Here is a 22,171-nt window from a genome sequence, read left to right as displayed (position 1 = left end):
GACGGAACTCAGTACGAGGGCTGGGACGGGTCGATCTGGTTGACCCAGGCGGCGACCCCGCCACCGACGTGGACGGCGTCGGCGAGGCCGGCGCCCTTGACGACCGCGAGCGCCTCGGCCGAGCGCATGCCCGACTTGCAGTGCAGCACGACCTGCTTGTCCTGCGGCAGCTTCTCCAGCGCCTCGCCGGTGAGGAACTCGCCCTTCGGGATGAGCACCGCGCCGGGGATGCGGTTGATCTCGTACTCGTTCGGCTCGCGCACGTCGACGAGGAGGAAGTCACGCTGGCCGGCCGCACGCTCGTCGAGCCAGTTCTTGAGCTTGACGACGGAGATGGTGGCGTCGGCGGCGGCCTCGGCGGCCTCGTCGCTGAGCGTGCCGCAGAACGCCTCGTAGTCGATCAGCTCGGTGATCGGCTCGGCGGTCGGGTCCTTGCGGATCTTCAGCGTCGTGTAGTTCATCTCGAGCGCGTCGTAGATCATCAGACGGCCCAGCAGCGGGTCGCCGATGCCGGTGATCAGCTTGATCGCCTCGGTGACCATGATCGAGCCGATCGACGCGCACAGCACGCCGAGCACGCCGCCCTCGGCGCACGACGGCACCATGCCGGGCGGCGGCGGCTCGGGGTAGAGGTCGCGGTAGTTCGGGCCCTGCTCGGCCCAGAACACGCTGACCTGGCCCTCGAACCGGTAGATCGAGCCCCAGACGTACGGCTTGCCCAGCAGGACGGCGGCGTCGTTCACCAGGTAGCGGGTGGCGAAGTTGTCGGTGCCGTCGAGGACGAGGTCGTAGCCGGCGAAGATGTCCAGCACATTGTCGTTGTCGAGCCGCGTCTCGTGCAGCACGACGTTGACGTACGGGTTGACCTCCTTGACGGAGTCGCGCGCCGACTGCGCCTTCGACCGGCCGACGTCGGACTGCCCGTGGATGATCTGGCGCTGCAGGTTGGACTCGTCGACCTCGTCGAACTCGACGATGCCCAGCGTGCCGACGCCGGCGGCGGCGAGGTACAGCAGGGCCGGCGAGCCGAGCCCGCCCGCACCGACGACCAGCACCTTCGCGTTCTTCAGCCGCTTCTGGCCGTCCATGCCGACGTCGGGGATGATGAGGTGCCGGGAGTAGCGGCGGACCTCATCGACAGTGAGCTCAGTTGCGGGCTCCACCAGAGGCGGCAGGGACACGATCGGCTCCGTCAGTTCGAGGCGTGGGTTCTTTCCTCTGCCAACGGTGCCACGGGGTGCCGCATTCCCTGCTCGAGCGTTCGCCTGGTGGACGCCGATGTCCGGATCCTGGACGTGTCGTGGATGAACTCGCGGATGACGCCGGCGACGGCGCGCGGGTGCTCCATCATCGCGACGTGCCCGGTGTTGGGCATGTAGACGAGCCGGGCGTAGCGCAGCGCCCGCCGCCACTTGGTGCGGCCCCAGGCGCCCACCAGCGCGTCGCGCGCGCCCATGATCACCAGCGTCGGCCGCAGGATGTGGCTGGCCGCGTGCCAGGCCGACTGCCGTCCGGGCCGGGTGTACTGCGCGACGATCGAGCGCAGCGCGGCCAGCAGGACGGCGTCGGCGTGCGGCTGGGCGGTCCAGCGGTCGCGCTGCTCGGCGGCGAACGTCAGCTCCGCCACCGGGATCGTCGCCGCGTTGGCGAACAGCATCGCGGTCAGGCGCTCGGCCTGCTTCTCGGCCGGGATCGCCGCCGCAGCGCGCAGGATCCGCTCGCCCAGCCACGGCACCGCCATGACGGCGGACGCCTGGGCCGCCCACGGCAACCGGTACTGCGGCATCGCCGGCGACACCAGGCTCAGCGTCAGCACGAGGTCGGGCCGCCGCGAGGCGACGTGCACGCAGATCAGGCCGCCGAGGGAGTTCGCGACCAGGTGCACCGGCCGGTCGAACGTCGCGAGCAGCGCGATGACGTCGGCGACGTACTCGGCGACGGTGTGGTGGTCGCCGCGGGGCGACTCGCCGAACCCCGGGAGATCGACGGCCCACTGCTCGGCGTCGTCGTGCAGCTCGCGCATGAGCGACGTCCAGTTCGTGGACGAGCCGCCCAGCCCGTGGACGTACACCAGGGGCGTGCGGCCGCCGGCGCCGTCGCCGGACGGCGTGGTGTGGCGGACGAAGACGCGCCGCCCGGTCGAGAGCGTCCGCAGCTCCCCCGGCCAGGCCTCGATCGGTTCCACACTGAGATGTTGGCACACCAACGCCTGTGGGAACGCTGAGCGGGTACCGTCGATGAGAGGACCGGGTCCGGGAGGTGCACTGTGGCCGAGCGTTGGAGCGACGACGATCCCGAGGTCGCCGAGGGCGATCTCAGCGAGCAGCTCCGCGACCTGCTGGACGATCCGGACGACTCCGGCGATGACCCAGCGGCGGGCGTCCCCGACGGCGTCGACCCCGCCGATGCGCAGGAACAACGCCAGCCGGTCGGGTTCGACGACGACGACTATCGCTGAGGGTCCGATGCCGGGAACGATACGATCCGGGCATATATCCAATCCGAGGAGTGCCGTGACGACCGTGCCCGCCATCCCGGCCCGCGGCATCCGCATGCCCCGGGACCAGCGCCGCACCCAGTTGCTCGGCGCCGCCCGCGAGGTGTTCGTCGCGCAAGGCTTCCACGCCGCGGCCATGGACGACATCGCCGACCGCGCCGGCGTCAGCAAGCCGGTCCTGTACCAGCACTTCCCCGGCAAGCTGGAGCTGTACATCGCGTTGCTCGACGCCAGCAAGAACGAGTTGCTGGCGATCCTGCACCGGGCCATGGCGTCCACCGACGACAACAAGCAGCGCGTCATCGCCACCGTCAACGCCTACTTCGAGTTCGTCGACAACGACTCCGGCGGCTACCGGCTGCTGTTCGAGTCGGACCTGCCGAACGAGCCGGCCGTCCGCGAGCGTCTGGACCGCCTGACCGAGCTGTGCGCTCAGGAGGTCAGCCAGATCATCGCCGACGACACCGGCCTGCCGCCCGAGGAGTCGAACCTGCTCGCCGTCGGCATGGTCGGCATCGCCCAGGTCACGGCCCGGTACTGGCTGTCCTCCGGCGGCAGCATCCCGCGCGAGGCGGCCGCCGAGCTCGTCGCGACACTCGGGTGGCGGGGCATCCGCGGTTTCCCCAAGCGCGACGGCTGAAGCGCCGGCCCGATTACGCTGGCGGCGCACACGGCGACGACGGCGGAATCGGCTCGACTAGCCTGAGGTTGACCACATCGACGACACAGGTCCTTGGGCCCGAGGGGAGAAGAGGGTGGCCGTGGAGGTCAAGATCGGCGTGCACAACGCCACGCGAGAACTGGTGCTCGAGAGCAGCGACACACCGAAGGACATCGAGAGCACGGTTCGTTCGGCCATGAGCGACCCCAATGGCCTGCTCGACCTCACCGACGAGCGCGGCCGCCGGCTGCTGGTGCGCACCGAGCACCTGACATACGTCGAGATCGGCGAGCCGGTCGAGCGACGGGTCGGGTTCGGCACCGTCTGAGCGTCACCCCGGAGGGCTGCGGTTCAGCCGCACCCCTCCGGGGCATCAGCGCAGCGGCTGCGCCCCGATGACCGACAGCAGGCTCAGCTTCTCCTGGCTCTCGCTGCCCGGGGCGGCGGTGTAGACCAGCAGGTAGTGCGACTGATCCGGGTCGAGCAGCGTCTGGCAGTTCAGCTCCAGCGCGCCGACCTCAGGGTGGACGTAGCGCTTGACCTCCTGGGGGCGTACGCCGACCTCGTGCTCGTCCCACACCCGCCGGAACTCCTCGCTCTCGGCGAGGAGGAGGTCGGCGTAGTGCGCCGCCCGCGAGCCGGGACCGCGCAGCGTGACGACCTGGCGCAGGCCGGAGGCGAACATCCGGGAGAGGAACCGATGGTCCTCGGGCGCGTAGAGCCGCCGGGTGGCGGGGTCGGTGAACCACCGGTAGCCGAGGCTGCGGGCCGGGCCGCTGTAGTCGGTGGCGTCGCCGGTGAGCGCGACGCCGAGCGGGGTCTGCCGTAGCGTCTCGCCGAGTTCGGTGACGATCTCCGCGGGCGTGTCCTGCAGCCGGTCGAAGATGCGCAGCAGGCCGGGGCCGATGTGCTCACCGGGCGCGCTCCTCGTGGGCGGCTGGTGCCCGGCGAGCAGGAACAGGTGGTCGCGCTCGTCGAGCGTGAGGTGCAGCCCCTGCGCGATGGACGCGAGCATCTGCTCCGACGGCCGCGGCCCGACCTCGCGCTCGAGTCGCGCGTAGTAGTCGGCCGACATGTGGCACAGCGCCGCGACCTCCTCGCGCCGCAGCCCGTCGGTCCGGCGGCGCCGTCCCCACGGGAGGCCGACGTCCTCGGGTTGCAGCGACTTCCGGCGGCGTCGGAGGAACTCCGCCAGCCCGGTCCGATCGATCGTCATGCGTGTTCTCCCTCGTCGCTGCCTCCTTCCTACCGTGAGCACGCCCGGCGTAGCCACGGCTTGGCGATCAGTGGATCAGCGGGCCCTGAATCCGCTCGCCCGCTTCCGCGACGGTGGAGACAACGACGCCATCACCGGGAGTGAACATGCCACGCAAACCCATCGACATCACCGTCCCCCAGCTGTCCGGGAAGCGCGCCGTCGTCACCGGGGGCAGCGACGGCATCGGGCTCGGCATCGCCACGAGGCTCGCCGCGGCCGGGGCCGACGTGCTGCTGCCCGTCCGGAACCCGCGCAAGGGCGAGGCGGCGATCGCCACGATCAGGCGGGCGACCCCCAACGGGACGGTGTCGCTGCACGCCCTCGACCTGTCGTCGCTGGAGTCCGTCGCGGCCCTGGGCGAGACGCTGCGGTCCGATGGCCGCCCGATCCACCTCCTCGTCAGCAACGCCGGCGTCATGACGCCGCCCGACCGGCAGGCGACCGCCGACGGGTTCGAGTTGCAGTTCGGCACCAACCACCTCGGGCACTTCGCCATGGTGGGCCACCTGCTGCCGCTGCTGCGCGCCGGCCGTGCCCGCGTGACGTCGCAGATCAGCGTCGCGGCGAACCGGAACTCGATCAACTGGGACGACCTGAACTGGGAGCGCTCGTACCACGGCATGCGCGCCTACAGTCAGTCGAAGATCGCCTTCGGGCTGGCCGGACTCGAGCTCGACCGGCGCAGCCGGGCCAGCGGCTGGGGCATCACGAGCAACCTCTCCCATCCGGGGGTCGCTCCGACCAGCCTGCTCGCCGCCCGCCCCGAGCTCGGCCGCGCCCGGGAGACCCCCGGCCGGCGGTTGATCCGCGTGCTGTCCGCCCGCGGCATCCTGCTCGGCACCGTCGAAACCGCGAAGCTCCCAGCCCTCTATGCTGCGACGTCCGCCGACGCGCAGAGCGGCCGGTTCTACGGGCCGAGTGGGCCTGGACGCCTCGGTGGCCCGCCCGCCGAGCAGCAGCTCTACTCACGCCTCCGCAGCGCCGGGGACGCTCAGCGCATCTGGCAGGTTTCCGAGGAGCTGACGAAGGTGACGTTCCCCGCGGTTGACGTCTAGGTCGAGGGTTTCGTTGCCGAGTTGGCCTGCCCCCTGCTGCTTTCGATTGTCGGGGGCGCGTCAGGGGGCCGCCCCAAGAATGGGCTCGGCTCCTATGCCCGCTGTGCTTCTGGTCCGCTGGCCGCCTTTGGCCGTGGGTGGCGTTCCGGTGACCGACTCCGCTGTGCGTTGCAGCCCGCTGGCCGCTGTCTGGCCGCACCGCGCGCTCCCATGATCATCGGCGATCGACCACGTGATGGAGCCTGTTGCTTTTTGTCTCGGCGTGGCGTCTGGCCTGGTTGATCATGGTTTGGAATGGTGCGGGTCATGGCGAAGGGATACCGGCCGGTCGATCGTGACCAGGCGTTTCTGTTGCCGCCGTCGATGACGGACTGGCTGCCCGGTGATCATCTGGTGTGGTTCGTGATCGCGGCGGTGAAGCGGATGGACACGACCGCGTTCCACGCCCGGGCCAGGCTCGGCTCGGTGGGCCGGCGGGGCTTCGACCCGGACATGCTGCTCACCTTGTTCATCTACGCGATGGCGCACGGGGTGTCCTCGTCGCGGCAGATCGAACGGTTGTGCGGCACCGATGTGGCGTTCCGGATCATCTGCGCCTCCGATGTGCCCGACCACACGGTGCTGGCCCGGTTCCGCCGCGACCACGGGCAGGCGCTGGAAGACCTGCTGACCGCGTCGCTGCTGCTGGCCACGGAACTGGGCATGGTCCGGCTCGGGACGGTGGCCTTCGACGGCACCAAGATCGCCGCGAACGCGTCGATGGGAGCGAACCGGTCCGAGGCGCACCTGCGCAAACTCGCCCGGCAGTATCTGGGTCGGGCCGCGGCCACCGATGACGCCGAAGATGAGCTGTTCGGCGAGGACCAGCGCGGGGACGAGCTGCCCGAGGACCTGACCGACCACACCCGCCGCGGTGAGCGGATCAGCCAGGCGCTGGCCGAGATCGAACGACGCCGGGCCGCCGAGCAGGCCGGGACCGAGGCCGAGCGGGCCGCGGCGGCGGAATACGTCGCGAAGGCCGGTGACCCGGCCGGCCGGGCTCCGACGGGGCAGGCACCGAAGGCCGCGGACCCGGTGGCGGTGGCTCGGGCCCGCTGGCAGCGTGAACACGACCGCGCGGGCGTGTTGAATCTTTCGTGTAAGGCCGGGTGGGCCAGGATTGGTCCGGGCGTGTTTGCGTCGTGGCCGCGAGAGGATTCTTTGTGTCGGAGCAGGAGAAGGTTGTCGATTCCTCGGATGAGGCAGCTCGTCGGTTGGCGGCGGTGTTGTCGGATGAGGCGATTGATAATCTGTTGGCGGATGCCGAGTCGTCCGGGACACCGGTGGATGGTGTTCATGGGTTGTTGAATCGGTTGACGTCGAGAGTTCTGGAGCGGGCGTTGGAGACCGAGATGACCGATCATCTCGGTTATGAGCCCGGCGATCCGGCTGGGCGCGGATCGGGGAACTCCCGGAATGGGCGTTCGGCCAAGACGGTCGCGACGACGGCCGGCCCGGTGAACGTGACCGTGCCACGAGACCGGAATTCGACATTCGCCCCGCAGATCGTGCCGAAACACTCCCGGCGTGTCGGCGCGATCGAGGACATCATTCTGTCGTTGTATGCGCGCGGGCTATCGACCCGGGAGATCGAGGCGCACCTGAAGGAGATCTACGACATCAACACGTCGCCGGCGCTGATCTCCAAGATCACCGACGTGGTCGTGGACGAGATCACACTGTGGCAGAACCGGCCGGTCGACGAGGTCTACCCGATCGTCTACGTCGACGCCATCCGGATCCGGGTCCGCGACCGCGGCTCGGTCACGCTGAAGTCCGCACACCTGGTCGTGGGCGTCGACGTCGACGGGTTGAAGGACGTGCTGGGGATCTGGATCGCCGCGGAGGAGGGCGCGAAGTTCTGGGCGCACGTGCTCACGCAGCTGCGCAACCGGGGCCTGCGCGACGTCCTCATCCTGGGGCGTGTTGAATCTTTCGTGTAAGGCCGGGTGGGCCAGGATTGGTCCGGGCGTGTTTGCGTCGTGGCCGCGAGAGGATTCTTTGTGTCGGAGCAGGAGAAGGTTGTCGATTCCTCGGATGAGGCAGCTCGTCGGTTGGCGGCGGTGTTGCCGGATGAGGCGATTGATAATCTGTTGGCGGATGCCGAGTCGTCCGGGACACCGGTTGATGGTGTTCATGGGTTGTTGAATCGGTTGACGTCGAGAGTTCTGGAGCGGGCGTTGGAGACCGAGATGACCGATCATCTCGGTTATGAGCCCGGTGATCCGGCTGGGCGCGGATCGGGGAACTCCCGGAATGGGCGTTCGGCCAAAACGGTCGCGACGACGGCCGGCCCGGTGAACGTGACCGTGCCACGAGACCGGAATTCGACATTCGCCCCGCAGATCGTGCCGAAACACTCCCGGCGTGTCGGCGCGATCGAGGACATCATTCTGTCGTTGTATGCGCGCGGGCTATCGACCCGGGAGATCGAGGCGCACCTGAAGGAGATCTACGACATCAACACGTCGCCGGCGCTGATCTCCAAGATCACCGACGTGGTCGTGGACGAGATCACACTGTGGCAGAACCGGCCGGTCGACGAGGTCTACCCGATCGTCTACGTCGACGCCATCCGGATCCGGGTCCGCGACCGCGGCTCGGTCACGCTGAAGTCCGCACACCTGGTCGTGGGCGTCGACGTCGACGGGTTGAAGGACGTGCTGGGGATCTGGATCGCCGCGGAGGAGGGCGCGAAGTTCTGGGCGCACGTGCTCACGCAGCTGCGCAACCGGGGCCTGCGCGACGTCCTCATCCTGTGCTGCGACGGGCTCACCGGGCTGCCTGACGCCGCGCGCAGCGTGTTCGACAAGGTCACCGTGCAAACCTGTGTCGTGCACGTCATCCGCAACACGATGCGATTCATCTCCTACGGCGACCGGAAAAAGGTCGCCACGGCGATGCGTCACATCTACACCGCTCCCGGCGTCGCGGCGGCCGAGATCGCGTTGAAAGAATTCGAGCAGAATTTCGGGCAGCAGTATCCCGGCGCGATCGAGGTGTGGAAGAATGCGTGGAACGAGTTCATCCCGTTCCTGGATTACCCGGCCGAGCTACGCCGAATCGTCTACACGACGAACCTGATCGAATCAATCAACTACCAGCTGCGGAAGATCACCAAGACTCGCGGCCACTTCCCCGACGATGACGCCGCCATGAAGCTGCTCTTTCTCGGGATCCGTAACATCAGCCGGAAACGAGGAGGAGCATCAGGCACCGGAACCCATGGATGGAAGAAAGCACTCAACTTCCTGGTCGTGGAATTCCCAGGACGACTCACCTAGAAAAGTCACATCAAGGTAAAGGTTTGCCCTGTCTTACACGAAAAACTTGACAGGCCCTCATCCTGTGCTGCGACGGGCTGACCGGGCTGCCTGACGCCGCGCGCAGCGTGTTCGACAAGGTCACCGTGCAAACCTGTGTCGTGCACGTGATCCGCAACACGATGCGATTCATCTCCTACGGCGACCGGAAAAAGGTCGCCACGGCGATGCGCGCCATCTACACCGCTCCCGGCGTCGCCGCGGCCGAGATCGCGTTGAAAGAATTCGAGCAGAACTTCGGGCAGCAATATCCCGGCGCCGTCGAGGTGTGGAAGAACGCGTGGAACGAGTTCATCCCGTTCCTGGATTACCCGGCCGAGCTACGCCGAATCGTCTACACGACGAACCTGATCGAATCAATCAACTACCAGCTGCGGAAGATCACCAAGACTCGCGGCCACTTCCCCGACGATGACGCCGCCATGAAGCTGCTCTTTCTCGGGATCCGTAACATCAGCCGGAAACGAGGAGGAGCATCAGGCACCGGAACCCATGGATGGAAGAAAGCACTCAACTTCCTGGTCGTGGAATTCCCAGGACGACTCACCTAGAAAAGTCACATCAAGGTAAAGGTTTGCCCTGTCTTACACGAAAAACTTGACAGGCCCGACCGCGCCCAGGCCCGCTTCGACGCCTACCAGGTCAAGGCCGCCGCCGCGGCCGCACGAGGACACCGGCTGCCCGGCACCCCGGCCGCGGCACCGGACGACCACCCCACGGTGATGCGGCTGCGAGCGGCCTACGACCAGGCACGCACCGCCGCCGAGCACCCCGACACCAGCAGCGGCCCGGACACCACCACCAGCGCTCACCGGGCGAACCTGACCGACCCGGACTCCCGGCTGCTCAAGACCCGCAACGGCTGGATGCAGGGCTACAACTGCCAGACCGCGACCAGCGCCGACGGGTTCATCATCTCCGCCCGCGCGACCCAGGACGCCAACGACGTGCACCAGTTCGTCCCGACCATGAACGACGTCACCGCCACCGCCGGCATGCTGGCCGAGCACACCGGCCGTGACGACCTCGCCGTGGGCACCATGATCGGCGACGCCGGCTACGACAGCCACGCCAACCTGACCGCGCCCGGCCCGGACCGGCTCATCGCCAACGCCACCCGACGCGACCTGAACCAGGCCGCCGCCACCGACCCGGCCACCGGCCCACCACCACCCGACGCCACCACCCGCGAACAGATGGACCACCGGCTGCGCACCGACGACGGGCACGCCCTCTACGCCCGCCGCGCCCCGATGGTCGAAGCCCCCAACGGCTGGCTCAAAGACCGCCGCGGACTACGACGTGGCTTCGCCCGCCGCGGCATCGACGCCGTCCAAGCCGAACTCTCCCTCGCCGCAGCCGTCACCAACCTGCTCAAGATCGCCACCAACGGCATCACCACCACCCAGCTTGCCACCGCCTGACAGGCCACCAGCACCGACCCGACACGCCCACGAAGCCGCGCCCATCAGCCAGAACCACGCCCGCCACCCACAACCCGCAAAGAGCAACGGGCTCGATGGTGGGGGCGATCGTGGATGATCCTGCTAGGCCGAGAGGCCGAGCTTGGTCATGCGGTCGGTGTGCTTCTTCGTGATGCGGGTGAACAGCTGTCCGAGCTCGGCGAGGTCCATGCCCGGGCGATCGACCCCGCCGACGAGCAGGGCGGCCAGGGTGTCCCGGTCGACGGCGACGCGCTGGGCCTGGGCGAGCGCCTCGCCGACCAGGCGGCGGGCCCACAGCGCGAGCCGTCCGGCCAGGCGAGGGTCGGCGGCGACCGCGTCGCGCACCCGGCCGACGGCGAAGTCGGCGTGCCCGGCGTCGGCCAGGACGTCGATGACCAACTGACGCGTCAGCGGGTCGACGGTCTCGGCCACCTCGCGGTAGAAGTCGGCCGCGATGCCGTCGCCCACGTACGCCTTGACCAGCCCTTCCAGCCAGTCGGCCGGCGCGGTGTTGGCGTGGAACTGCTCCAGCGGCTCCCGGAACGGCGCCATCGCCTCGTCGACCGACGCGCCCAGCTCCTCGATGCGGTCGCGGATGCGCTCGAAATGATGGAACTCGGTGACCGCCATGCCGGCCAGCGCGGCCTTGTCGGCCAGCGACGGCGCCAGCCCCGCGTCGGCGGCCATGCGCTCGAACCCCGTCAGCTCTCCCAGCCCCAGCAGGCCGAGCAGGTCGACGACGCCGGAGCGGTAGGCAGGGTCGTCGAAGGCGTCGCTCGCGCTCACGTTCGCAACCATAACGGCGTGGCGCCGATGACGGTGAACAGCACTCCAACCGACTTGCCGTTACACTGGGCGATGGTATAGATGGCGTCCGGGCGAAACGGGCGCCCCCTGGGGACGAACCGGACGTCCGTACGCGTACCACGCGGCCTCTGGGCCCGCCGGCGATGACTGCCGGCGCGCGGCCCGGTTGGCGCGTCGCGTACACGCCGTCTCGCGGCCCTGGGGTCCTGCGACGAATGAGGCGAGACGCCCTGACAACCTTCACCGACTTGGGTGTGTTCCCACCCATCGCCGAGGCGCTCGAGCGCGTCGGCATCACCGAGGCCTTCCCCATCCAAGAGATGGCCATCCCGGTGGCCCTGACCGGCAACGACCTCATCGGTCAGGCCCGGACGGGCACCGGCAAGACGTTCGCGTTCGGCATTCCGCTGCTGCAGCGCATCGTCGCCCCCGGCGACCGCGACTACGGCCTGGCCAACGAGCCGGGCAAGCCGCAGGCGCTTGTGGTCGCCCCCACCCGCGAGCTGGCCGTGCAGGTCAACGGCGACCTCACCACCGCCGCGGCGGTGCGCAAGGTCCGCATCGTCACCCTCTACGGCGGCCGCGCCTACGAGCCCCAGGTCAGCGCGCTCACCAAGGGCGTCGAGGTCGTCGTCGGCACTCCCGGCCGGCTGCTCGACCTCGCCGCGCAGGGCCACCTCGACCTCAGCCACGTCAAGGTGCTCGTCCTCGACGAGGCCGACGAGATGCTCGACCTCGGTTTCCTGCCCGACGTCGAGAAGCTGATCGCGCTGACGTCGGAACTGCGCCAGACCATGCTGTTCTCGGCCACCATGCCGGGGGCGGTCATCAGTCTGGCCCGCCGGTACATGCGGCACCCAATCAACATCCGGGCCGAATCCCCCGACCAGACCCAGACGGTGCCCGCCACGGCCCAGTTCGTGTACCGGGCGCACCAGCTCGACAAGGACGAGATGGTCGCCCGGCTGCTGCAGGCCGAGGGCCGCGGGCTGGCCATGATCTTCAGCCAGACCAAGCGGGCCGCCCAGCGCATGGCCGACGAGCTGCGCGACCGCGGGTTCGCCGTGGCCGCCGTGCACGGCGACCTCGGCCAGGGGGCCCGCGAGCAGGCGCTGCGGGCGTTCCGCAGCGGCAAGGTCGACGTGCTCGTGGCCACTGACGTCGCCGCCCGCGGCATCGACGTCGAGGGCATCACCCACGTCGTCAACCTCACCTGCCCCGAGGACGAGAAGGCCTATCTGCACCGCATCGGCCGCACCGGCCGGGCCGGCGCGTCGGGCGTTGCCGTCACGTTCGTCGACTGGGACGACCTCGCCCGCTGGAAGATGATCAACGAGGCGCTCGACCTCCCCTACCCTGAGCCGGTCGAGACGTACTCCAGCAGCGAGCACTTCTTCCACGACCTCGGCATTCCGCCGGGCACGAAGGGCACGCTGCCGCGGTCCGAGCGCACCCGCGCCGGCCTGGAGGCCGAGCAGCTCGAAGACCTCGGCGAGACCGGCAAGACCCGCACCCGGCAGCCGCGCCGGCGCGGTGGTGGCGGCCGGCGGCGCACCCGCGGCGGTGAGCCGGCCGCGTCCGGCCACAGCCGCTCCGAACCCCGCGACGGCCACCGTGCCGACGAGGAGGCGCGGCCGCGCCGGCAGCGCTCCCGGCGCCGCACCCGCGGCGGCCAGGCCGTCGACGAGGGCGGCAGTGCGGGCCACGCGCCCGAGGCCGATCCCACCGCCACGCCCTGACGGACATGGCGAAGGGATCCGGTGACCCCACGGGGGAGGGAGTCGCCGGATCCCTTCGGTCCGGTGTGCGCCTTCCGATGACCGCCAGCGCAGGGGTGGTGTGACCTCGGGGTGGAGGGTGCCGACGGTCACCGGAAGGCAGCGCGGCCGGTGTCGCAGGCGCCCCCTGCTGATCCGGCCGTGCAGCGGGAGTCCGACGCGGTACCAGCCCGCCGTATCCCGAGCCTGTCTCGCCCGTTGAACGGGGTGACAAGCTGGGCTCAACGCTACGAAGACGGCCACCTCGGCGGCATCCGTAGTCATTACGTAAATTCTTCCGCGCGGATCCCCGCGAACAGGCCCAACTGCCCCTACCGTTGGCGTGCATGCACGCCACTCACGCGCTCAGTCACTGGCCGCTCGTCGGCCGGTACGACGAGTACGCGGCCGCGCTGCAGGTCCTGACCGGCGACGACTCGTCGACGGGGTATGGGGCGCTGCTGATCGGCGAGTCGGGTGTGGGCAAGTCGACACTGGCGAGCCGGCTCGAGGACGCGGTCGCCGACACCGCATATGTGGTGACCGTCACATCGCCCAGCCGAGCGCAGCCGGTCATGCTCGGCGCGCTGGCGCCACTGCTCACCGACGTCGCCGCGCACGCCGACACCAGCCCGATCTCGGTGTTCCAGGCGGCCGCGGACCGGCTCGGCCGTGACGCCGGCGGCCGGCCGGTGGTGCTGCGGGTCGAGGACGGTCACCTGCTCGACGGCGCCAGCGCGGGCGTGCTGCGCATGCTGGCCACGTCGAAGAAGGCCAGGCTCCTGGTCACCAGCCGGCCGAACCCCGCCATCCCGGACGATCTGCTCGCGCTGTGGAAGGACGGCGGGCTGCGCTGGATCGACGTCGCGCCGCTGGACCGGGCCGAGACGACGTTGCTGTTGCGCGAGGCGCTCGGCGGAGTCGTCGGCCGCGACACCGACCGGCGCATGTGGGAGGCGAGTCTCGGCAACCCGCTCTACCTGCGCGAGCTGGTCCGCTCCGCGCTCAGCCGGGAGGAGCTGCTGAACAACCACGGTGTGTGGACGTGGACCGGGCCGGTCGTGCCGGGCCGGCTGATCGAGCTGGTCACCGCGGAGCTGCGCCGCCGCCCGGACGGCGAGCGCGAGGTGCTGGAGATCGTGTCGCTGGCCGAGTCGCTGCCGCTGCCGCTGCTGTTCGAGCTGGCCGACACCGGCGCGGTCGACTCGCTGGTCGAGGCCGGCATGCTGGTCGTCGACAACGCCGCCGCACCGCCGTCGGCGCGGCTGTCGCACCCGGTGTACGGCGAGGCGATCCGCAGCCTGGTCCCGCCCGGACGGCGCCGGGTGCTGCGCGAGCGCGTGGTCCGGCACCTGCCCGCCCCGCACGACGCGTCGCTGCCGGACCTGATGCGGTGGGTGTCGTGGGCGCTCGAAGCGGGATCGGTGCCCGAGCCGGGGCTGTTGGTCGAGGCCGCCGCGCTGGCCAACCGGCTGCAACAGCCCGCCGACGCGCGCCGGTTCGCCGACCTCGCGCTGCTGGCCGACCCCGACGACGGCGTGGTCGCCGCCGCGCTGGCCGAGCGGGCCCGGGCGCACCGGGTGCTCGGCGCCGTCGACCGCGCCCAGGCCGACCTCGTCCAGCTGCACGCGCTGCCCGCCGAGGTGCTCACCCCGCCGCTGGAGGCGCACGCGGCCATCACCGGCGCCGACGTGCTGTTCCACGGGCAGGCCGACCCCGTGGCCGCGGTCCGGCTGCTGGACGAGGCGCTGCCGCGGGTCTCCGCCTGCCCGCAGTCGTCCGCCGTCCTGCGCGGGCACCGGCTGGCGGTGCTGATGAACGCCGGAGGCACCGGCGACGCGCTGGACGAGGCGGTCGAGTTCCTCAGCGACAACACGCTGCCGCTGCTGGCCCGCATCCAGCTGGCCGCGCCGGTGCAGCTGTCGCTGGCCCGGGCCGGCCGGGTGGCCGAGGCGCTCCGGCTGGGCGAGCGGTACATGGACGCCGCCCGCGAGTCGCAGTCCGAGGCGACCGCGTTCCTCATGCCGCTGCGCGCCGCCATGGAGGTCATCAGGCTGTTCGCCGGCGACGTCGACACCGCCGAGCGGATGCACGCCGACGAGTCCGACCTCGACATCGGGCACGTGCACCACCACCGCAACGTGCCGGGGCTGGTCGAGGGGCAGATCGCGATGGCCCGCGGCCGCTGGTCCGAGGCGTCCGGCCATCTGAGCGGGGCCATCGCCGCGCTGCGCGAGGCCGATCCGCGCGGGCTGCTGCCGGCCGTCCTGGCACTGGCGGCGGAGTCCGCCGTCTGGGTCGGCGACCTCGACGAGGCGGCCCGGTTCCGCGAGGAGGCGCTGCGCCAGCCGGTGCACGAGTCGTCCACGATGTTCGGACGGCGCCGCCGCACGCTGCTGTGGGTCGGGCTGGCCCGCCGCGAGAGCGATGCCGTCGACCGCGCCATGGACGCCGCCGACGCCGCGGCCAAGGCGCACCTGCCGCCGGCCGAGCTGGACTCGCTGCACGTCGCCCTGCTCGGGCTGGCGGACGGGTTGCCGACGGCGCGCGAGCTGACGCTGGCCGCCGTCGCCGACCGCATGTCCGCCTCCGCCAAGCAGTGCGACGGCCTGACCCGGGCCGACGCGATGGCCGGCTACGCCCGCGCGCTGGCCGACGGCGACGCCGAGCTGGTGCCGGCGTTCGAGGCGACGCTGGCCGGCTTCGGCATCTGGACCAACCCGCCGCGGCAGCAGACGATCGCCTTGACGCGGCGCGAACAGGAGATCGCGCCGCTGGCCGCCGCGGGCATCTCCTCGCGCGACATCGCCCGCCGGCTCACCATCTCCACCCGCACCGTCGAGAGCCACCTGGCCCGCATCTACGCCAAGCTCGGCATCACCAGCCGCGCGGAGCTGCCCGCCGCCCTGAGCGGCCGCTGACCCACCTCACGGCCGCGGCGCGACCGCGTTGATCATGGAAAAGGTCGGGCTTCCCGGCGGAAACCCGACTTTCGCCATGATCAACTTCGGTGGGGTGGGACGAGGCGGGGAGTGCGGGCGGGTTCAGGTGCGGACGACGACCACGGGGGTGCCGACCTCGGTGTGCTCCCAGAGCGCGACGGCATCCTCGAGGTCCTGGCGGATGCAGCCGTCGGAGAGCGGCAGGCCGAGCTGCGAGAGCGTCTGCACCTCGGCGCCGGTGGCGGTGGAGACCGGGAGGTCGTGGAAGCCGATGTTGGAGTTCTCGCCGCGGAAGAACCGCACCATGTACTCCATGGTCTCGGTGCCGTGCCAGCTGACGGTGTCGCGGGACTTGGAGAACACGTCGAAGGTGCCGGTGGGCAGCTGGTCGTAGCGGCTGCCGGAGACGAAATAGGTGCGCACGACGGCGTCGTCGGCGTCGACCAGCCAGACCTGCTGCTGGGTGATGTCGAACACGACGCGGTGGCCGGTGCCGCTGCCGGCCGGGAGCGCCGCGTCGGCGACCGGCTTCACGTTCGGGTCGACGGGCGCCTCGACCGGGGGCTCGACGACCACCTTGACCATGACCGGCCCGGCGGTCTTGGTGCCGGGGACGCGGTCGGTGCCGCGGGAGGCGTCGTCGCCGTCGCGCTCGGACAGCGGCGGCAGGACGCCCGCGCTGGCCGGGACGTCAGGCCCGGTGGCGGTGCCCGCGAGCGCGAAAACGCCGGCGGTGACCGCGAGGGAACAACTGAGGACCGTGACCCGCACGCCGTGAAAACGCGACCGGCGGCGGACACGGGAACGGCGACGGGACGAGTGCCGCGTGGCCGATCCGGACGAGACGCCGTAGCGCCCTGCCATCCGCGCTCCTTCGGTTCGGGGGTAACCGTCACTCAGCGTACGCCACCCGATCTCTCCCCGATGGCCGCGCCCGCATGATCATGCTCTCGGGCGCGCCCGGATAAACGTGACCGACGGGACAAACCTGATCAGGCCCGTGTCAAGGCCGCGTGGTCACGACGCCTCGAGGCCGGCCCAGGACGCCCGGGTGGACGTCGACGCCCGGCCCTCGGGGCAGTGCTGCTGGAAGTCGCACCAGCCGCACAGTGACGACGGCCGCGGCGGGAACCGGGCGTCGCCGGTGTCGCCGGACTTGAACGCGGCGTCGGCGTCGGCGCACTCGGCGGCGATGCCGTCGGCGCGGTCGAGGTGGCGGGTGAGCGTGCGCTCGTCGTGCTCCCACACCGCGACGGTGCCGGACGGCAGGTGGTGCAGCTCGACCCGGCGGCACGGCGTGCGCAGGGTTCGCGCGGCCGCCGCGGCGTAGACGGCCAGCGCCAGCGAGCTGCGGGCGTCGTCGGTGGTGAGGACGTGCCGGCCGGTCTTGTAGTCGACGACGACCAGCTCGTCGCCGCGCTGGTCGATGCGGTCGATGCGGCCGGTCAGCGACGTGCCGCCGTGGATCAGCCCGGCCGTGCGCTCGACCCCGCGCGGTTCGTCGTCGGGGTCGAGCCGGGCGACGTAGCCGGTCACCATGTCGCGGGCCCGCACCCGCCAGAGGTCGGCCTGCTCGGCGTCGCGGAAGCCCTCGGCCGTCCAGTACTCGTCGACGATGACGCCGACCCGGTGCACCGTTCGGGCGTCGCGGGGCAGCCGCCACCAGCCGGCCAGCGCGTTGTGTACGACCGCGCCCAGCGTGTTGTGCGCCCACGGCGGGCCCTTGGGCGGCGGCGGGCGGTCGAGGTAGGTGAAGCGGTAGCGGCGGGGGCAGTCGAGCCAGGTGTTCAGCCGCGTGGGCGTGGCGCTGTACAGGCGCCGCGGCATGCCGTCGAGGATGGGCTGGCTCATGCGGTCATTCTTCCGCGCCGCACCGACAGGGTCGCTCACCCCGCGCCCGCGATGAACGCCCGGACCGAGTCGGCCACCAGCTGGACGGCGATGGCCGACAGCAGCAGACCGGCGATCCGGGTGACCAGCAGGATGCCCGACTCCTTCAGCACCCGCAGCAGCAGCACGCTGAACCGCATCGACGCCCAGATCGACAGCAGCACCACCACGACGCCAAGTCCTAGCGCCAGGTAGTCCCAGCCGCCGTCGGAGTCCTGCACGAACACCATCGTCGCGACGATCGCGCCCGGCCCGGCCAGCAGCGGCGTGCCGAGCGGCACCATCGCGACGTTGCCGGCGGCCGCGGTGTCCGGCTGGTCCGCCTTGCCGGTCAGCAGCTCCAGCGCGACCAGCAGCAACAGCAGCCCTCCGGCGCCCTGCAGCGCGGGCAGGCTGATGTGCATGTAGTCGAGGATCGTGCGGCCGAACAGCGCGAAGACGGTGATGACGCCGCCGGCGACAGCGACCGCCTGCCAGGCGGCCCGCTTGCGCTCGGCCGGCCGCCGGTTGCCGGTCAGGGCGAGGAAGACCGGCACCGTCCCCGGCGGGTCCATGATCACGAACAGCGTGACGACGACCTCGCCGAACAACTGCCAGTTCATCGAGGCACTCCGGAGGGTCGCGTGGTCGCAGGTCGGCGGTCAGTGCCCGCCGGCCAGCGATCGTAGCCGCTCCCACTCCTCCGGTGCGGTGGTGTTGACGCCCAGGTCGTGATCGAGCTTGCCGGTGCCGTGGTAGTCGCTGGAGCCGGTGACGGCCAGCCCGAGCTCGCGCGCGATGCGGCGCAGCGTCCGCCGGCTGGCGTCGTCGTGGTCCTGGTGGTCGACCTCGATGCCGTCGAGCCCGGCCTCGCGCAGCGCCGCGACCGCCGACGGCGTCAGCGCGCGGCGGGCGCCCTCGCGGCCCCACGGGTGCGCGAGCACGCACACCCCGCCGGCCGCGTGCACGAGGTGGATGGCCTCCTCGATGTCGGGCGCGTACTTCGCCGCCCAGCCCGGCCGGCCCTGGCCGAGCCACCAGGAGAACGCCTCTTCGCGGTCGCGCACGTAGCCCTTGGCGATCATCGCGTCGGCGACGTGCGGGCGGCCGACGGTGGCGGCCTCGGGCGAGTGGGTCAGGATGTCGGCGACGTCCATCGGCAGCCCGGCGGCCGTCAGCGCGGCGGCGATGCGGCCCAGCCGGGTGCGGCGGTCGTGCCTGACCCGGCCCAGCTCGGCGGCCAGCGGTTCGTACTGCGGGTCGACCAGGTACGCCAGCAGGTGCACGCCGTGACCGCGCAGGTCCGTCGAGATCTCCGCGCCGGGCACGACGTCGACGCCGGTCTCGGCGCCGGCCGCGAGCGCCGCCGTCCAGCCGTCGAAGGTGTCGTGGTCGGTCAACGCGACGACGTCGAGGCCGACTTCCTTGGCCCGCCGGACGACGTCCTCCGGGCGGTCAGTGCCGTCGGAGACGCTGCTGTGCGTGTGCAGATCGATGCGCAACCGGGGCACCCTCGATGTGATCGCCGAACGTCCGACCTCACTGATCGTAGCCTTGCACCAGCCACGGCGGGGGCGTTCCGTACGGCAAGAGGTCCGCCTCGTGGCCGAGATCACGTAGATCGACCACCTCGACGTCCTCCAGCAACAGCACGCCGGCCGACTGCGGGTAGAGGATCGCCCACAGCCAGCTGCCGCTCCAGTGCCCCACGTAGACGGCGCGGTCGGCCGGTCCCTCGACGAACCACATCGGCACCGCGCGGCCGTGCACCTGCACCTTGGCCTGCGGCTCGCCCTCGACCGCCTTGCCCGGGTCGGCGCCCTCCAGCCCGGCCAGCCCGGCGCCGAGCCCGACGCCCTGCTCCTCGGCGACGAGCAGGAGGTCACCCGGCCCGCCCATCGGGTTCGGCCCGCTGATCCCGATGCCACTGGCCCGCACCCCGCTTGCGTCGTCGCCGGCGTGGATGACGGCGCCGACGACCCAGCCCCGCGGCAGCGGCCACGGCAGCCACAGCGGCACGTGCGAGTCGCGGGCCAGCTGATGCACCAGGGCCGCACTCGGCGTCGTCACCGGCGCCAGCGGGTACACCTCGCCGTGCACCGAGCAGACCCAGCGGCTGGACCACGCGCCCGGCGGACGGGCCGGCGCGCCACACCGCGGACAGGTTCGTTCGCCTTTCACACGACGACGCTGACGGCTCGCGTCCGGCCCGTCAAGCACCTCCCGCCAACGCGCCCCACCCAACCGAAGTTGATCTTGGAGAAAGTACGGTATCCATCGGACAAATGGGACCGCAATTGCGTCTTTACTCCAAGATCAACTTGGGCGGGGCGGCGGGGCGGAGGCCGGTGGCGGGGCGGATGTGGCGGCGGCGGCCGTCAGGGGGCGTTCCAGCGGCCGATGGCCGGCGTCTCACGTTCCCAGCCGAGGACGGACACCGTGGCGGTGTCCAGGCGCAGGTGCGCGCCGGCGGCGACCGGCCAGTCGCACCACCGCGCGCCGACCACCCGCAGGACGTGCCCGTGCGCGAACACCAGAACCCGCTCCCCCGGCGCCGACCGCAGCCGGACGATCAGCCGGTCCACGCGCGCCTCGACGTCCGCCGGACGCTCGCCGCCGGGCGCGCCGTCGGTCCACAGCGACCAGTCGGGGTCGGTCTCGCGGATCTGCGGCGTCGTGACGCCCTCGTACTCGCCGTAGTCCCATTCGCGCAGGTCGTCGTCGATCTCCGGGTTCGGGAAACCGGCCAGCTCGGCCGTCGCCCGGGCGCGCTGCCGCGGGCTGGCCAGCACCAGGCCGAACTCCGTGCCGTCGAGCCGGGACTTCAGCGACCGGGCGGCCCGTTCACCGTCCGGCGTCAGGGGCAGGTCGGTGCTGCTGGTGTGCTTGCCGTCGCGGCTCCACTCGGTCTGGCCGTGACGGACCAGCCAGACCTCGGGACGGTGCGCCTGCCGATCCGGCTGCCGGGACGTCGCCATGCTGTAACGCTAGCGCTGGGGACGCGCTCGGCGAGGAGGAACCATGACGGTGACGGACTGGACGTTCTACCGCGACGGCCGGCGGCAGACGAGCCAGGAGTACGACGACGCCGTCACCGCGGCGCGGGAGGGGCCGGGGTTCGTCTGGATCAAGCTGCACGAGCCGGGCGAGGACGACCTGAACCACATCGCGGCAGACTTCGGCCTGCACCCGCTCGCCGTCCAGGACGCGCTGGACCCGCGCCAGGGGACCAAGATCGGCCACTACGACGGCCTGGTCTACCTGGTGCTGCGCCGGGTCCGGTACCACGGCGGCGTGCGCGACGCGGGCCGCCTGACGCTGCTGGCCGGGCCGGACGTCGTCGTCACCGTCAGCGAGGGCGACCCGGACCCCGTCGCGGCGGTCGCGGAGCGGCTGGAGGCACAGCCGAAGCTGATCGGTCACGGCCCGGCCGCCGTGCTGTATGCCGCCGCCGACGTGACGGTCGACGAGTACACCGAGACCGCGGAGGCGTTCGAGGCCTACCTCACCGAGATCGAGGCGGCCGTGTTCGACGACGTCAGCGGCAACCAGGCGGGCCGGATCTACCACGCCAAGCGGGAGCTGCTGAAGCTGCAGCGCGCGATCGCTCCGCTGGGGCTGCCGGTGCGGTCACTGGCCCAGCGCGTGCCGGACCTGATCCCGGCGAAGGTGCAGACGTACTTCCGCGGCATCGGCGACCACGTCGACCGGCTGCGCACCCAGCTGAACGGCTACGACGAGATCATCAGCTCGATGCTGCAGGCGAACCTGGCGCAGCTGTCGGTGGCGCAGAACAACGACATGCGCAAGATCACGTCGTGGGCGGCGATCATCGCCGTGCCGACGGCGATCGCCGGCATCTACGGCATGAACTTCCGGGACATGCCCGAACTGGACTGGACCTTCGGTTATCCCGCGGTGATGCTGCTGATGGCCGGGCTGTGCTGGATGCTCTACGTCAACTTCAAGCGGCGCAACTGGCTCTAGGGTTGCGGCGTGCCGGTGCCGGTCTGCAGCGACAGGCGGGCCAGCAGGTTGCGCGCCTCGTCGGCGTGCTGGTGCTGGCAGTAGACCTCGTACCGGCCGGCCACGGTGACGCTCTGGGACGTGAAGTCGCGGCGGCCGCCGGTGAACCAGTACCCGGCCAGCCCGAAGATCATGAAGAACAGGGCGCCCCAGAGCACGCTGAGCAGGATGATCGCCAGCCAGCCCTCGTCGGTGAACAGGCCGAGCAGCAGGCCGATGAGCAGACCGAACCAGGCACCGGTCGCCAGCCCGCCGAGCGCCGCCTTGCCCCACGTCAGCCGGCCGGTGACGCGTTCCACCTGGCGGAGGTCGCTGCCGACGATGGCCAGGTTCTCGACCGGGAACTTCTGGTCGGAGAGGAAGTCGACCGCCTTCTGTGCTGCGGGGTAGTCGTCGTACGTACCCACGACGATGCCGGTCGGAAGACCGGGAACAGGACTCACCATGACGCACCTCCTATGGGCCGACAGTACTCGCGCCGACGATCATCGG

At 70.9% G+C, this 22,171-nt stretch carries 21 protein-coding genes and 2 pseudogenes; 12 read left to right on the top strand and 11 right to left on the bottom strand.

The annotated features are described in order from the left end of the window. Window positions 1–8: 8 nt before the first annotated feature. Window positions 9–1,181 (bottom strand): adenylyltransferase/sulfurtransferase MoeZ, encoded by a 1,173-nt coding sequence (gene moeZ / locus BLV05_RS12925; RefSeq protein WP_046772188.1) that lies wholly within the window; start codon window positions 1,179–1,181, stop codon window positions 9–11. An 11-nt stretch (window positions 1,182–1,192) separates the two neighbouring features. Next, entirely contained in the window at window positions 1,193–2,185 is a 993-nt protein-coding gene (locus BLV05_RS12920; RefSeq protein WP_052763077.1) for an alpha/beta fold hydrolase, read from the bottom strand. 81 nt (window positions 2,186–2,266) lie between these two features. Here BLV05_RS12920 and BLV05_RS36540 point away from each other — a divergent pair, with 81 nt between their 5' ends. The 3 genes from BLV05_RS36540 to BLV05_RS12910 all read left to right on the top strand — a co-directional run bounded on the left by BLV05_RS36540 (window position 2,267) and on the right by BLV05_RS12910 (window position 3,486). Then, window positions 2,267–2,458 (top strand): hypothetical protein, encoded by a 192-nt coding sequence (locus BLV05_RS36540; protein WP_172860641.1) that lies wholly within the window; start codon window positions 2,267–2,269, stop codon window positions 2,456–2,458. A 94-nt stretch (window positions 2,459–2,552) separates the two neighbouring features. Next, complete coding sequence (locus BLV05_RS12915; RefSeq protein WP_046772200.1) at window positions 2,553–3,137, top strand: TetR/AcrR family transcriptional regulator; 585 nt, start codon at window positions 2,553–2,555, stop codon at window positions 3,135–3,137. Window positions 3,138–3,252: 115 nt separating this feature from the next. Next, window positions 3,253–3,486 (top strand): DUF3107 domain-containing protein, encoded by a 234-nt coding sequence (locus tag BLV05_RS12910; protein WP_231948810.1) that lies wholly within the window; start codon window positions 3,253–3,255, stop codon window positions 3,484–3,486. A gap of 45 nt (window positions 3,487–3,531) precedes the next feature. Here BLV05_RS12910 and BLV05_RS12905 read toward each other — a convergent pair whose 3' ends face one another. Then, window positions 3,532–4,374, bottom strand: coding sequence for a helix-turn-helix transcriptional regulator (locus BLV05_RS12905; RefSeq protein WP_046772190.1), 843 nt, complete (start codon window positions 4,372–4,374; stop codon window positions 3,532–3,534). A gap of 146 nt (window positions 4,375–4,520) precedes the next feature. On the opposite strand from BLV05_RS12905, the gene BLV05_RS12900 reads away from it, so the two are divergent. The 6 genes and pseudogenes from BLV05_RS12900 to BLV05_RS12875 all read left to right on the top strand — a co-directional run bounded on the left by BLV05_RS12900 (window position 4,521) and on the right by BLV05_RS12875 (window position 10,257). Then, window positions 4,521–5,471 carry an SDR family oxidoreductase gene (locus tag BLV05_RS12900; RefSeq protein WP_046772202.1) on the top strand — a complete coding sequence of 317 codons (951 nt, stop codon included), beginning with the start codon at window positions 4,521–4,523 and terminating at the stop codon, window positions 5,469–5,471. Between the two features lie 402 nt (window positions 5,472–5,873). Continuing rightward, window positions 5,874–6,818 (top strand): transposase, encoded by a 945-nt coding sequence (locus BLV05_RS12895; protein ID WP_172860638.1) that lies wholly within the window; start codon window positions 5,874–5,876, stop codon window positions 6,816–6,818. Then, window positions 6,725–7,429, top strand: a pseudogene (locus tag BLV05_RS12890) (IS256 family transposase); the annotation flags it as partial. The gene BLV05_RS12895 and the pseudogene BLV05_RS12890, both read left to right, overlap by 94 nt. A 135-nt stretch (window positions 7,430–7,564) precedes the next feature. Further along, window positions 7,565–8,794 carry an IS256 family transposase gene (locus BLV05_RS12885; protein WP_083421475.1) on the top strand — a complete coding sequence of 410 codons (1,230 nt, stop codon included), beginning with the start codon at window positions 7,565–7,567 and terminating at the stop codon, window positions 8,792–8,794. A gap of 56 nt (window positions 8,795–8,850) precedes the next feature. Continuing rightward, a pseudogene (locus BLV05_RS12880) lies at window positions 8,851–9,384 on the top strand (IS256 family transposase); the annotation flags it as partial. 171 nt (window positions 9,385–9,555) lie between these two features. Beyond that, the gene (locus BLV05_RS12875; protein ID WP_083421311.1) at window positions 9,556–10,257 is read left to right on the top strand and encodes a transposase; all 702 of its coding nucleotides are present in this window, start codon (window positions 9,556–9,558) and stop codon (window positions 10,255–10,257) included. Between the two features lie 123 nt (window positions 10,258–10,380). Here BLV05_RS12875 and BLV05_RS12870 read toward each other — a convergent pair whose 3' ends face one another. Further along, complete coding sequence (locus BLV05_RS12870) at window positions 10,381–11,076, bottom strand: ferritin-like fold-containing protein (protein ID WP_046772980.1); 696 nt, start codon at window positions 11,074–11,076, stop codon at window positions 10,381–10,383. 152 nt (window positions 11,077–11,228) lie between these two features. On the opposite strand from BLV05_RS12870, the gene BLV05_RS12865 reads away from it, so the two are divergent. Next, window positions 11,229–12,824, top strand: a complete 1,596-nt coding sequence (locus tag BLV05_RS12865) for a DEAD/DEAH box helicase (RefSeq protein ID WP_082155859.1) — start codon at window positions 11,229–11,231, stop codon at window positions 12,822–12,824. Between the two features lie 365 nt (window positions 12,825–13,189). After that, the gene (locus BLV05_RS12860; RefSeq protein WP_046772978.1) at window positions 13,190–15,763 is read left to right on the top strand and encodes a helix-turn-helix transcriptional regulator; all 2,574 of its coding nucleotides are present in this window, start codon (window positions 13,190–13,192) and stop codon (window positions 15,761–15,763) included. Between the two features lie 123 nt (window positions 15,764–15,886). Here BLV05_RS12860 and BLV05_RS12855 read toward each other — a convergent pair whose 3' ends face one another. The 6 genes from BLV05_RS12855 to BLV05_RS12830 all read right to left on the bottom strand — a co-directional run bounded on the left by BLV05_RS12855 (window position 15,887) and on the right by BLV05_RS12830 (window position 20,631). Next, on the bottom strand, window positions 15,887–16,555 hold the full coding sequence (locus tag BLV05_RS12855) for a L,D-transpeptidase (protein WP_052763211.1): 669 nt from the start codon (window positions 16,553–16,555) through the stop codon (window positions 15,887–15,889). 246 nt (window positions 16,556–16,801) lie between these two features. Continuing rightward, window positions 16,802–17,635 carry a RecB family exonuclease gene (locus BLV05_RS12850; protein ID WP_046772977.1) on the bottom strand — a complete coding sequence of 278 codons (834 nt, stop codon included), beginning with the start codon at window positions 17,633–17,635 and terminating at the stop codon, window positions 16,802–16,804. Between the two features lie 35 nt (window positions 17,636–17,670). Continuing rightward, a complete protein-coding gene (locus BLV05_RS12845) occupies window positions 17,671–18,276 on the bottom strand; it encodes a MarC family protein (RefSeq protein ID WP_046772976.1) in 606 nt (201 codons plus the stop codon). A 39-nt stretch (window positions 18,277–18,315) separates the two neighbouring features. Further along, complete coding sequence (locus tag BLV05_RS12840) at window positions 18,316–19,155, bottom strand: PHP domain-containing protein (RefSeq protein ID WP_046772975.1); 840 nt, start codon at window positions 19,153–19,155, stop codon at window positions 18,316–18,318. A 37-nt stretch (window positions 19,156–19,192) separates the two neighbouring features. Continuing rightward, complete coding sequence (locus BLV05_RS12835) at window positions 19,193–19,834, bottom strand: DUF6758 family protein (RefSeq protein ID WP_046772974.1); 642 nt, start codon at window positions 19,832–19,834, stop codon at window positions 19,193–19,195. A 197-nt stretch (window positions 19,835–20,031) separates the two neighbouring features. Continuing rightward, window positions 20,032–20,631: a histidine phosphatase family protein gene (locus BLV05_RS12830; RefSeq protein WP_046772973.1), complete on the bottom strand. Its 600-nt coding sequence runs from the start codon at window positions 20,629–20,631 to the stop codon at window positions 20,032–20,034. A gap of 43 nt (window positions 20,632–20,674) precedes the next feature. Here BLV05_RS12830 and BLV05_RS12825 point away from each other — a divergent pair, with 43 nt between their 5' ends. Continuing rightward, window positions 20,675–21,640, top strand: coding sequence for a magnesium and cobalt transport protein CorA (locus BLV05_RS12825; RefSeq protein WP_046772972.1), 966 nt, complete (start codon window positions 20,675–20,677; stop codon window positions 21,638–21,640). Here the strand turns inward: BLV05_RS12825 and BLV05_RS12820 are convergent. Then, window positions 21,637–22,125: a general stress protein gene (locus tag BLV05_RS12820; RefSeq protein WP_046772971.1), complete on the bottom strand. Its 489-nt coding sequence runs from the start codon at window positions 22,123–22,125 to the stop codon at window positions 21,637–21,639. The genes BLV05_RS12825 and BLV05_RS12820 overlap by 4 nt on opposite strands. Window positions 22,126–22,171 lie beyond the last annotated feature (46 nt).

It is taken from the genome of Jiangella alkaliphila (assembly GCF_900105925.1).
In the GTDB taxonomy this organism is placed as follows: Bacteria; Actinomycetota; Actinomycetes; order Jiangellales; family Jiangellaceae; genus Jiangella; species Jiangella alkaliphila.
Note: the sequence above shows the minus strand (reverse complement) of the source record. Positions and strands in the feature narration are given on the sequence as shown.